We start from the raw sequence: 11833 nt of genomic DNA on the forward strand, positions 1-11833 counted from the left end.
TCAATCACCCGGTGTGTGAATGCCAGGCCGAATAGGGATCATTCCAGTGAGCCCTGTCCGATAAACCACGTCCAGCAGCGTATAACGAATAACGGGGGGCTCTTTCCAGGCAGAAAGAGCTACCCCAGGCATCGGGTCACATGCTTCACCGCCTGATAGGCCGCCAGTCCCCAAGGCCCGAGCTCACGCCCGACACCGCTGCCCTTGTTGCCTCCCCACGACGTTTCGACAAATACCGCCTGGATCGAGTTGATCCACACATGCCCTACGTCAAGCGCATCGGCCACCCGTTCGGCGCGCTCGATATCAGCGCTGGCAACCGTCGCCACCAGCCCAAAGCAGCTGTCATTGGCCAGGTCGACAGCTTCCTGTTCAGTGCTGAAACAGCGGAGGCACAGCACCGGACCAAAGATTTCTTCACTCCACAGGCGACTGCTGACAGGCACGTCGCGGTACAACGTCGGGCTGACAAACCAACCATCACGTGCCAGTGCTGTTCCACCGGTCAGACACTGCATACCCTCCTCCCGGGCAACAGTGAAATACTCACGGACCTTGTGCCACTGCGCCTCACTGCTCAGTGGTCCCATGTCGACGTCTTCAGTCAGCGGATTACCGACCCGCAGCGCTTCGAATGCCTTCTGCAAACGAGGAATCAATGCCTCGGCGATGCCCTCCTGAACCAACAGCCGCGAGGTGGCCGAGCACATTTGCCCGGCGTTCCAGCAGATGCCTGCGACGATCCATTCCACCGCCTGATCCGGGTCGCAGTCGTCGAATACGATAATCGCGGATTTACCGCCCAGCTCCAGCGTCACCGGCCGACAATACGCCGCTGCGCTGTGCATGACCTGGCGGCCCACACCGTTGCTGCCGGTGAACGACAGCTTGTCCAGACCTGGATGGTTGCTCAACGCTGCGCCGGTATCAGCCCTGCCGCTGACGATATTCAGCACTCCGGCGGGCAAGCCGAGCGCGTCGGCAATTTCGCCGTAAACCTGCTCGATCAGGGGCGTGACCTCCGAGGGCTTGAGCACCACAGTGCAACCGGCAGCCAACGCCGGAGCGAGTTTCCAGGCACTGGTGACCAGCGGAAAATTCCACGGCACGATCAGCCCCACTACGCCCACCGGCTCCAGGCGGGTATGCGAAGTAAAGCCGGAGGCGGCCAGTTCAACCTCGCGATGGGTGGGCTGAGCCTCGATCAGGTGGGCGAAGTAACTGAACGTTGCCACGGCGTCATCCAGATCGACTTCGGCTTCATGACGAGGCTTGCCGTTATTGCGCATCAGCAGCGCAATCAAGGCTTCGCGGCGCTGCACGAGGTGATCAGCAAAGCCGCGCAGCAATGAGGCACGTTCGGCAGCAGGCGTATTTTTCCAGACGGGAAGCGCGGCGCGGGCAGCAGCGACAGCCTGATCGACCTGCGCGCTGCTGGCGCTGATCACTTCGGCGAAGGGCTGGCCCAGAGCGGGCTCGTGGACGATCAGAACGTCGGCGCCCTGGCCTTCCAGCCAACGACCGTTGATGTAATGCGGGGTGTTCATGGCAGAGCTCCATCAAGAATTCCATGCAGGACGCAATTGCACCGGGCAGGCTTTATCCGCCAGGCAGACGCCACCGATTTGCGGCTGAAGCGGATTGGCTCGCAGCGGCGGCGGTGACGACGCGCGGCGGCTCAAGGCGCAAACGGCGGCGCCTCTTCGATTTCGATAATCAGCGGCCGGTCATCCGGCGCTTCACGCAGCAGCGCCTGCAGGTGCTGGTAATCGCGAGCACGTTCAGCCACACAGCCGAACCCTCGGGCGATGGTCAGAAAGTCCGGCGTATGGATGTCCACGCCCAGCGGCGTGATGTCGCGGCGCTCCATGTAGCGCTTGATCTCGCCGTAGCCCTGGTTATTCCACAACAACACAATAATGCCGACCCGCGCCTCCACGGCGCTGGCAAGTTCCGGCAGGGTGAACTGAATGCCGCCGTCGCCCATCAGGCTGATCACCGCGCGCGAGGGCTCGGCCAGTCTGGCCCCGATGGCCGCAGGCAAGCCGTAGCCCAGGGTGCCGTAACCGGTAGAGGCATTGAACCAGCGACGAGGGCTGTCCAGCTCGACCAGGTGATTGCCGCTGTACACCGTCTGCGTCGAATCACCGACAAAACGCACCTCGGGCAGCACTTCAAGCACGCACTCGAACAGTTTTCGGTAATGCGCCCAGGCGCTGAAGCCTTCGGCCAGTTGCTCCTGCGCCGCCGCGGTTCGTTGAGCACCCGGGCTGGCTTTATTGGCCGCACGCACTGGCAACTCGGCAAGCAAGGCACTTATTGCCGCAGTGGCATCGCTGAGGATCGCCAGACTCGGAGGATGGTTGCGGGTCAACTGCCCGGCATCGATATCGATGCGAATCAACTCGCCGCCAATCCTGAAATTGCCGTCGAACACCACATCGTAATCGGTCTCGCCCAGCTCGGTGCCAATCGCCAGCACCACATCGGCGTCCAGCGCTAATTGCCGAACCGGCATCAGCGACTGGTTGCTGCCCAGCAGCAACGGGTGCCCGGCCGGCAGCAGGCCTTTGGCGTTGATGGTCAGGGCCGTCGGTGCATCCAGCCGGGCCGCCAGCTCGCGCACTTGCTCCATCGCTGCGACACAGCCACCGCCGAGCAGCAACAGCGGACGCCGGGCCGAGCGCAACCGTGCAGCGGCCCGGGCAATGGCTGTAGGGTCCGGCGCGGGTCGAGCGATGATCTGGCGCGGCTGCAGTGTCATGTGCGCGGCGCTGGCGACGATAATGTCCAGCGGCAGCTCGATGTGTACAGGCCGTGGACGCTGGCTGTCGAAGACGGCAAAGGCTCGTGCCAGAACCGCAGGCAGTTCCTCGACGCTCATCAGCGTGTGGCTGAAGGCACTGACCCCGGCGACCATCGCGCGCTGGTTCGGCAACTCGTGCAGATAGCCATTGCCCAGACCCAGCCGATGACGTTCGTTGACGCTGGAAATCACCAGCATCGGGATCGAGTCCGCATACGCCTGGCCCATTGCCGTGAGGATATTGGTCATGCCCGGGCCAGTAATGATAAAGCACACCCCGGGCTTGCCGCTGACCCGTGCATAACCGTCGGCCATGAAGCCCGCGCCTTGTTCGTGGCGCGGCGTGATATGTCGAATGCCACTGCCCGGCAAGCCGCGATACAGCTCAACCGTATGCACGCCGGGAATGCCGAATACCGTGTCGACGCCCCAGGCGCTCAGTTGTCTGACCAGAAACTCTCCACAGGTGGTCATGCTGCGCGCTCCTGTTCCAGGCCGATAAAGCGTCGCACGCGCGGATCGCCGTCCTGGCGGATAGTCGCGGGCGAGGCATCAGTGACCACATGGCCGTTCTCCATGAACACGATGCGATCGGAAATCGACAGCGCGAAATCCATCTCATGAGTGACGATCAGCATGGTCATGCCCTCGGCAGCCAGATCCCGAATGACGTTGAGCACGTCGCCGACCAACTCCGGGTCCAGCGCCGAAGTCGGTTCGTCGAAGAGCATGATGTCCGGCTCCATCGCCAGCGCACGGGCAATCGCCACACGCTGCTGCTGGCCGCCCGACAATTGATGCGGGTATTTGTCGGCATGCGCCAGCAACCCGACACGATCCAGCAGCGCATGGCCCTTGCGACGCAATTGAGCGGTGCTGGCCAGGCCGTGATAACGCGGCGCGAGAATGACGTTGTCGAGAATGGTACGGTGCGGGAACAGGTTGAAGTTCTGGAACACCATACCGATGCGCCGGATGCCCTGCCGGATCACCGGAGAGTCGGCGCGTTCTCCTGCGCGAATGAAGTCATTGCCGAACAGGACAATCTCGCCCTGATCGATGCTTTCCAGATTGTTGATCGTGCGGATCAACGAAGTCTTGCCGGAGCCGGACGGACCAATGATCGAAATGACCTCACCGGGCCTGACCAGCAGGTCGATGCCCTTGAGTACTTCGTGGTTGCCATAGCGCTTATGGATACCGCGCAGCAGCAGGGCATCGGGTTGTGCCGGAACCGGCACGCAACGTGGCTTGCCAGACCCTGCGGGTTGGCGCAGGGCATCGGTCTGCGCATCCTCCAGGGTCTGTGCGTTTTTGCGCGACAAGTCCAGATGACGCTCAGCCCATTGCAACAGCCAGCCAAACAGCGTGACGATCAGCACGTAGTACATCGCTACTGCCGCCAGGGTTTCCAGCACCAGAAAGTTTTGTGCGTAAAGGCGCTGGCCAACCAGCAGCAACTCGTTGAGCGAGATCACCGACACCAGCGACGTCAGTTTGACGATGGTCACGTATTCGTTGGTCAGCGTTGGCAGCGATATACGAATCGCCTGCGGAATGACCACCAGACGCTGCGCGCCCAGACCGCGAATGCCCAGCGCTCTGGCGGCTTCACGCTGGCCCTTGAGCACTGACAGCAGCCCGCCTCTGTGAATCTCGGCCATGTACGCCGTTTCGGTCAGTACCAGGGCGATCAGCCCGGAATAAAACGGCTGCGACAAGACACTGCTTGAGGCCGGAAACAGTTGCGGCAGGTTGTAAACGAACACCAGCAGCACCAGCAACGGGATGCTACGAAACAGCCAGATGTACAGGCTGGCCGGCACGCGCAACCACGCATGTGTCGACAGCCTGGCGCTGGCCAGCAGGAAACCCAGTGCCAGACCTGCCGACCAGGACAGGACGCTGAGCTGAACCACCGTCAGGCAGGCTTTCCAGAAAGCCTGTACGGAGAACAGCGAGAAAAAATAGGCCCATTCGAATGCCATGATGACCTCGGTGCAGCAGATGGATGGCGAAGGCCGAGCGGCGAACCGCTGTCGCCGCAGGACCGTCTCTGGCCGTTAAGCAGGCACCGCATTCGCGCAAGCAGCTCTTTGCCGGCTGCGCGATGCGCGCGCGTGACAAAAAGCCGCTTGCTGTGAAGTGTGCGGGCAGCCGTGACTTACGCCGGTTCCAGGTTGTACTTGCTCAGCAGCTCACGGTACGCATCGCTCTGCTTGTAGCGCTCGACCACATCGCGCAGTTTTTCAATCAGTTCGCCGTTGCCCTTCTTCACATAGATGCCCAGCGTCTGCGGGTAGAGGGACTTTTCAGAACTGATCACGATGCGGCCACGGGCCTTGTCGACGATCATTTTCGCCGCCGCCGAGATCTCCAGATGTGCCTGAATATTGCCGGAGATCAGTGCCTGCGACGCCTCTGCCGTGGTCGGAAACTCACTGATCGCGATTTCGCCCTTGTTCTGCCGGACGCAGTAATCGGCTGACACGGCCTTGAGCTGATTGATCCAGTTGGTGCCTTGCTGCAAACCGACCTTCAGGCCGCACAAGTCTTCAGGCTGCTGGGGTTTCACGGTGCTGTCGCTGCGTACCATGATGGCTGCGCCCACCTGCGCATATGGAATCGCCTCGGCCTGCCGGGTCCGCTCATCAGTGATGTACATGCCGGAAATGATGGTGTCGAAGCGGTTGGCGTTAAGGCCCAGGATCAGATTCGGAAAGCGTGTGTCGACGAACTCGACCTTCATACCGCCCAGTTGCCTGGCCAGCTCGTTCGCCACCTCGGGGTCAAAACCCACCACCTTGTCACCCTCGTAGGACTCGAACGGTGGATAGGAAATCTCCATGCCGACTTTCAGCGTACCGGGTGTTGCGGTGGGCGCAGCCTGAACGCTGCCGGCAAACAGGGCCAGGCCCAACAGACATGTGGCGAAGCGCGAAAACGTGGTGTTTGGCATAGTCGTCATTCCAGATTGGGGGAAAAGGCAGATCACTAAGTCACGCTCTGGTTTTTCAGGTGCCCGAAGCTTGAAGGCTTTCTGGCGTGCTGAGGCAGGGCAAGCTGCCCATCGGCAACACGCTGGCGAAGGTATTGGTAGGTCTGCAAAGCCTGAGCCCACATGTGCTCGCCAATGGCGACAGGCGCGTAGTTCTGCTCGCCGTCCGCGAACTGCGGCAGGGGTTTGATCAGGGTGTGGTAGTCGCAGGCATAGAAAAGCGGGAACGAATAACGCTCTCGCTGGATCTTGCGCACGCGGTGCGCCGTGGCGACAAATGCACCCGCGGTCATTACCTCCAGCATGTCGCCGATATTGACCACAAAGGCCCCTTCCACCGGCGGCGCATCGATCCACTCACCCCGCTCGTTCATGACCTCCAGACCCGGCTGATCGGCCTGAAGAATGGTGAAACACTCATAGTCGGTGTGCGCGCCAATGCCTGGCGCGTCCTGGGCATCGCCATCGAACGGGTAGTGGATCAGGCGCAGCTTGGAAGGTGGAAAGCGGGCCATGTCATCGAAGGCATGCTCGTCCAGGTCAAGCGCCAGAGCAAAACCGCGGAACAACTGATGCCCCAGGGCGAATACCGCCTGATAGTAGGCCTGCACCGCCGCCCGAAAGCCCGGCAAGGCCGGCCAGTCGTTTGGCCCCAGCAGCGGTGTGCCGGCGAGTACCAATGGGTTGTCGGCGGGCACTTCAAAGCCGATGTCGAACGCCTCTTTATGGTCCGGCTTGCCAGTCCCGTACACTTCCTCGCCCTCGGGAACGAAGCCTTTGTGGCTCTGCGAAGCGCCGATGTAATGTCGCATCTTGGCGTCCAGCGGCTGGGCGAAATACTGCTCGGCAGCGCGGTGCAGATTCTCGATCAGTTCAGGCGCGATACCGTGACCGGTGATATACACAAAGCCCACACGCCGGGCCGCTTCGCCGAGAGCCTTGGCCACTGCCTGGCGATCGTCCAGACGTTCGCTGAACAGGCCGTGGATATCGACCAGCGGAACGTGGGTGAAAGCAGAAGGTCGACTCATGGCAGCAGGCTCCCCGGGCGGTTGAAAAGCGCAGAAAAGTGTTCACGCTCGGTACGGCCCATCCAGGCGTTAAGGCCCCACAGATCGGCTACTGGCACATTGGTGAACGGTAAATGATGCAGGTAGCCATCAGGCCCGAACTCCGGCGTCAGCGTGGTGCCGGAAAAGCCACGGGCGCGCTGCGAGCGCCAGATCGCTTCCCAGTGCTGCTGATGGAATGCCAGCGCGGCGGCGTATTCCGGCGCGCCCGGGTGCGGCACTTGCGGCCCTTGGTCATAACCGACCCGGGCCTGAATGTGGTGCACACGCTCGACGAAAGCGCTGAGATCGTCGGCCGGGTCATCGAGCAAGCGCTCGCAGGTCACCACCCAATGGCTGATATCACTGGTGAAACGCAGATCCGGCACCTGCTCGATCAATTGCAGGGTCAGCCATGGGTTGAACAGTGAGCGCGCGCGGTGCGTCTCGAAGCTGCAGGTCAGGCCGCTGCGCCGGGCGATTTCCAGCGCTTCGCCAAAGAAATCCACTTGCTGAGCCAGCGGCCAGCGGTCGTTGCCGGCCAGCACATTGACAAACCGCGGCGCCAGTTCGGCAGCCTGTTGCAGCTTGCCGGCGAAATCCACCAGATGCTCGGCAGGCGTCGCCGCCTGCACCGGCAGCACTTGGCTGGAGGTGAATAGAGTGGCGATGTACGGCACACAGTTATCCCGCAGGAACGCCGCGAACGCTGCACGCTCGGCTGCCTGCTCGGGGATGCGCGCCTCGAAGCCCTCGAAGCCCGCTTCACGCGCCTCAAGCAGCGCCTGCTGCCAAGTGCCGTGATAGCCCCACAGTGTGCGAAAGAGTTCCAGTTTCATGGGCAAACCTCGCCGCCTGTGCCCGCAGTGGCACAGCGCGGATCACGAATGGGCGGTGGCTGACGGGGTGGCGCTGCTGATGGCCTTGCGCCCCAGCATCGGGTGCGCCCCCTTGGGGCCATACACTGACACTGGCTCCGGAAACGAGCGCAGCAAGGTCAGGTACAGCAGCGCCGCCAGGCCCAGAGTGATCGGCAGACTGATGTCGATGCCTGCGGCCAGCTCGCCCAGCGGCCCGACAAACTGGCCAGGCAGATTGACAAAGCACAGGCCCACCGCCGCACTCGGAATCCACGCGCCCAGCCCGCGCCAGTTCCAGCCGTGGTGAAACCAGTAACGCCCGCCACGCTGGCCACGGGTGAACACCTGCAAGTCATCGGCGTGGTAAAAACCGCGACGACTGATCAGGCCGAGGATCATCACCACCATCCATGGGCTGGTGCAGGTAATGATCAGCACTGCGAAGGTCGACACGCTCTGCACCAGATTAAAGGTGAAGCGACCTATGAAGATAAAGGCAATCGCCGCCACACCGATCAACAGCGTGGCTGCGGCTCGGTTGAGTAGACGCGGGAACATGCTCGACATGTCCAGTCCGGTGCCATACAACGCCGTGGTGCCGGTAGACAGCCCTCCGATCACCGCAATCAGGCACACCGGTAAAAAGAACCAGCCGGGTGAAATCGCCAGTAAGCCACCGACATAGTTGTTGGACTCGATGTACTGCGGCGCCTGAGTCGCGACCAGCGTCGCGGTGCACAGGCCAAACAGAAAAGGGATCAGCGTGCAGGCTTGAGCCGCGAGCACTGCCAGCATGATGCGCGATCTAGAGGTGTCGCGCGGGATGTAGCGCGACCAGTCGCCGAGAAAGGCGCCGAACGAAACAGGGTTGCTCATCGCCAGCAAGGCCGACCCGGTGAAGGCCGCCCAGAAGCCCGGTTGCAGCAGATTGACGCTGCCGGCATAGCCCGGATCGAACGGCCCTGCAAAGGCCAGGATGCCCGACAGAAACAGCAGGCTGGATGCCCAGACCGCGACCTTGTTGATCCACAGCATGAAGCGAAAGCCGAAGATGCATACGATCAGCACCAGCACTGCGAACAGCCCGTAGGCCAGCCCCAGGCTGGTATTGTTTTCCGGCAGGCCGACCAGCCGCTGAGCGCCGCCGACCAGCGCATCGCCAGAGCTCCAGACCGAAAGGGAAAAGAAGGCCACTGCGGTCAGCAGTGACAGAAACGAACCGATGATGCGCCCGTGCACACCGAAATGCGCGCCGGAAGATACCGCGTTGTTGGTGCCATTGATCGCACCGAACAGGCCCATCGGCGCGAGGATCAACGCGCCCATTGTCACGCCCAGAACGATCGCCCAGACGCCGGCCTGGAATGACAGCCCGAATAACACCGGAAAACTGCCCAGCACCGCCGTGGCAAAGGTATTGGCACCGCCGAAGATCAGACGAAACAGATCGATAGGGGAAGCATCGCGTTGGGTGTCGGGTATCTGTTCCACACCAAAGGTTTCGATACGCGTCGAATGGCTCATGTGTTGCTCCAGCGCCTGTCACGGTTGTTGTAAGGCCAGCGCAGGCACGCTGACCCTTTATAGCCGCCCGTTAACCACGGACGGGGGGGGTTCCATTCAATCGACTTCCGGCACACTTCCAACGTCAGCACGCGACTACACCGGTGCGTGAGTCTTGCCCACCGGTTCGCGAACCACATTCGCTCCCGCGAATGAAACGTGTGTCGTGCTCATTGTTATTGTTGCGAACAAACCATCCTTAAACCGATGTCACCACCGACAAGCGTGCGTGCCAGGCCAGCCATTGCCCGCTGTTGTAGCCGAACACAATCGTCTCGCACGCCTGCAACGACGTTCCTCAGCCGTACGGATCAACCCGGCTTTCGCGAATCACCGGCGTATCACACCAGGCAGCACACAGAGCATCTCGTAGAGCAGATTGGCACCCAGCAGCGAGGTGTTGCCGGTGGTGTCGTACGGCGGCGACACCTCGACCAGATCGCAACCAATCAAGTCCAGCCCGTGACAACCGCGAATGATTTCCAGCGCCTGAATCGTGGTCAGCCCGCCGACCTCCGGTGTCCCGGTGCCTGGCGCCCAGGCCGGGTCGATACCGTCAATGTCGAATGACAGATACACAGGACCGCCGCCGACCTTCTCGCGCACTTCGGCCATCAGCGGGGTCAATGACTTGTGCCAGCACTCTTCGGCCTGCACGACGCGGAAGCCCTGTTTACGGCTCCAGTTGAAATCCTCAGCGGTATAACCCTGCGCACGCAGACCGATCTGCACAACACGGTTGCTGTCCAGCAGGCCCTCTTCCTGCGCACGGCGGAATGTGGTGCCGTGGGCGATCTTTTCGCCGAACATGTGATCGTTGACGTCGGCATGCGCATCGATATGCACCAGCCCGACCTTGCCATGCTTCTTGTGGATGGCGCGCAGGATCGGCAGCGTCAGCGTGTGATCGCCGCCCAGCGTCAGCGGCACAATGTCGTGGCCCAGAATCCGGTCGTACTCCTGCTCGATAATGCGTACTGCGTCCAGCAGGTTGAAGGTATTGATCGGCACGTCACCGATGTCTGCCACGTTCAGCGAATCGAACGGCGCGGCCCCCGTGGCCATGTTGTAAGGACGAATCATCACCGACTCGGCGCGGATCTGCCGTGGCCCGAAACGAGTGCCGGAACGCAGCGAGGTGCCGATGTCCAGCGGAATGCCGACAAACGCGGCGTTCAGCCGGTCGAGCTCTTCAGCGCTCTGTACATGCGGCAAACGCAGCATGGTGGCGATACCGCCAAAACGAGGCATCTCGTTGCCGCTCAGGGGCTGGTGGAAAGTCGTGTCCACTGGAGTGCCTCACCGTGTTGTCATTAATGTGAGGCCATTCTGGTGAGGCCTGGCAGCCGGAAGAATCGCTGCAGACAAAAAATCAGTTCAGAGATTTCTAAACTATCCATGGATACACTCTGCCCCTGATCCTCTCCACACTCCCGCCGGCTTTGCACCTGCGTGAAGGGGCTCAGCCCACGGCAAGAACGTTACATACCCACTGCCTGAACATAGATACACGCCAGCCGGCCTGAACCGGAAATACCCGAGCCACGCTGCGCCTGCCATCGGAGACGCCAATGTCCTCTGTCCTGCCTGACATCAAATTGCTGCGCATCTTCGCCAGCGTTGTGCGCCATCAGGGCTTCGCCGCCGCGCAGCAGGAGCTCAACCTCTCCACGTCTGCAATCAGCACCTACATGAGCCAACTCGAAAGCCAGCTCGGTCTGGTTCTCTGCCATCGGGGCCGTGGTGGATTCAGTCTGACCAGCAAAGGCGAATTGTTCCACCAGGAAACCCTGCGGCTGCTTGCTGAACTGGAGGGCTTCGAACGGTACAGCGCTGCCCTCAAGGGTGAACTGCGCGGCACCCTCAACCTCGGCGTTCTCGACTCCACTGTCAGCGACCCGGCCCTGCAGCTCGCGGACGTTATCGGCGCCTACAGCAAGGAGCACCCTGCCGTGCACTTGCACCTGAGTGTTCTCAGCCCGGCGCAGTTGCAACTGGGCGTACAGGAAAATCGCCTGGACCTGGCCATCGGTGCCTTCTCGGTTCGTATGAGCGGCCTGATGTATCAGGCTCTCTATCGCGAACAACACTGGCTGTATTGCAGCGATCGCCATGAACTGTTCGACCAGCGCCGCATTCCGGCAGAAGTGATCACCCGGCAGCGTATGGTCGGACGCGGCTACTGGAGCCAGGCAGAACTGGCGCGGCATGGGTTCAAACATAGCGCCGCTACGGTGGAGTCGATGGAGGCCCAGCTGATTCTGGTGCTGTCGGGGGCGTATATCGGCTACCTGCCCGAGCATTACGCGCAATTCTGGGCGGATCAGAAACGCTTGAAGGTGTTGCTACCGACGACGTTCGGCTATCAGGCACCGTTTTCTCTGGCGTTGCGCAGGGGCAGATCGAGGGAACCGTTGATACAGAGCTTTCGTGATCGGCTCAAAGGCTGGTTCGAGGCGGGATGACGATGCGCAGCGGAGGCAATCGTCGCGCTCGGAAATAATCCGGGTACAAGCGCGATTTCACACGGAGTGGTAGACCGCTCCCCCCTCTTTTC

9 protein-coding genes are annotated in these 11833 nt (G+C 61.5%); 1 reads left to right on the forward strand and 8 read right to left on the reverse strand.

The features are described from left to right. Positions 1-119: 119 nt before the first annotated feature. From PI739_RS13365 to speB, 8 genes are all read right to left on the reverse strand, one after another. Entirely contained in the window at positions 120-1547 is a 1428-nt protein-coding gene (locus PI739_RS13365) for an aldehyde dehydrogenase family protein (protein ID WP_054082076.1), read from the reverse strand. Between the two features lie 131 nt (positions 1548-1678). After that, on the reverse strand, positions 1679-3280 hold the full coding sequence (locus PI739_RS13370; protein WP_054082075.1) for a 5-guanidino-2-oxopentanoate decarboxylase: 1602 nt from the start codon (positions 3278-3280) through the stop codon (positions 1679-1681). Continuing rightward, positions 3277-4794 carry an amino acid ABC transporter permease/ATP-binding protein gene (locus tag PI739_RS13375; RefSeq protein WP_128774884.1) on the reverse strand — a complete coding sequence of 506 codons (1518 nt, stop codon included), beginning with the start codon at positions 4792-4794 and terminating at the stop codon, positions 3277-3279. Before PI739_RS13375 ends, PI739_RS13370 begins: the two co-directional genes overlap by 4 nt. A gap of 176 nt (positions 4795-4970) precedes the next feature. Then, positions 4971-5765: a transporter substrate-binding domain-containing protein gene (locus tag PI739_RS13380; protein WP_003431396.1), complete on the reverse strand. Its 795-nt coding sequence runs from the start codon at positions 5763-5765 to the stop codon at positions 4971-4973. Between the two features lie 35 nt (positions 5766-5800). Next, positions 5801-6835, reverse strand: coding sequence for an isopenicillin N synthase family dioxygenase (locus tag PI739_RS13385; RefSeq protein ID WP_096127805.1), 1035 nt, complete (start codon positions 6833-6835; stop codon positions 5801-5803). Further along, positions 6832-7692: a sugar phosphate isomerase/epimerase family protein gene (locus PI739_RS13390; RefSeq protein ID WP_128774883.1), complete on the reverse strand. Its 861-nt coding sequence runs from the start codon at positions 7690-7692 to the stop codon at positions 6832-6834. The genes PI739_RS13385 and PI739_RS13390 overlap by 4 nt, the downstream gene beginning before the upstream one ends. Positions 7693-7734: 42 nt before the next feature. Then, positions 7735-9237: a purine-cytosine permease family protein gene (locus tag PI739_RS13395; protein WP_054082071.1), complete on the reverse strand. Its 1503-nt coding sequence runs from the start codon at positions 9235-9237 to the stop codon at positions 7735-7737. A gap of 369 nt (positions 9238-9606) precedes the next feature. Further along, positions 9607-10566 carry an agmatinase gene (speB, locus tag PI739_RS13400; protein WP_044308907.1) on the reverse strand — a complete coding sequence of 320 codons (960 nt, stop codon included), beginning with the start codon at positions 10564-10566 and terminating at the stop codon, positions 9607-9609. A 281-nt stretch (positions 10567-10847) separates the two neighbouring features. On the opposite strand from speB, the gene PI739_RS13405 reads away from it, so the two are divergent. Further along, a complete protein-coding gene (locus PI739_RS13405) occupies positions 10848-11741 on the forward strand; it encodes a LysR family transcriptional regulator (protein ID WP_054082070.1) in 894 nt (297 codons plus the stop codon). The last annotated feature ends 92 nt before the right edge of the window (positions 11742-11833 follow it).

It is taken from the genome of Pseudomonas cerasi (assembly GCF_027983475.1).
Classification (GTDB): domain Bacteria; phylum Pseudomonadota; class Gammaproteobacteria; order Pseudomonadales; family Pseudomonadaceae; genus Aquipseudomonas; species Aquipseudomonas cerasi.

Excerpts from the sequence above, each read along its gene's own strand:
- PI739_RS13365 (WP_054082076.1), bottom strand. The coding sequence starts at position 1,547 with ATGAACACCCCGCATTACATCAACGGTCGTTGGCTGGAAGGCCAGGGC.
- PI739_RS13370 (WP_054082075.1), bottom strand. The coding sequence starts at position 3,280 with ATGACCACCTGTGGAGAGTTTCTGGTCAGACAACTGAGCGCCTGGGGC.
- PI739_RS13375 (WP_128774884.1), bottom strand. The coding sequence starts at position 4,794 with ATGGCATTCGAATGGGCCTATTTTTTCTCGCTGTTCTCCGTACAGGCT.
- PI739_RS13380 (WP_003431396.1), bottom strand. The coding sequence starts at position 5,765 with ATGCCAAACACCACGTTTTCGCGCTTCGCCACATGTCTGTTGGGCCTG.
- PI739_RS13385 (WP_096127805.1), bottom strand. The coding sequence starts at position 6,835 with ATGAGTCGACCTTCTGCTTTCACCCACGTTCCGCTGGTCGATATCCAC.
- PI739_RS13390 (WP_128774883.1), bottom strand. The coding sequence starts at position 7,692 with ATGAAACTGGAACTCTTTCGCACACTGTGGGGCTATCACGGCACTTGG.
- PI739_RS13395 (WP_054082071.1), bottom strand. The coding sequence starts at position 9,237 with ATGAGCCATTCGACGCGTATCGAAACCTTTGGTGTGGAACAGATACCC.
- PI739_RS13405 (WP_054082070.1), top strand. The coding sequence starts at position 10,848 with ATGTCCTCTGTCCTGCCTGACATCAAATTGCTGCGCATCTTCGCCAGC.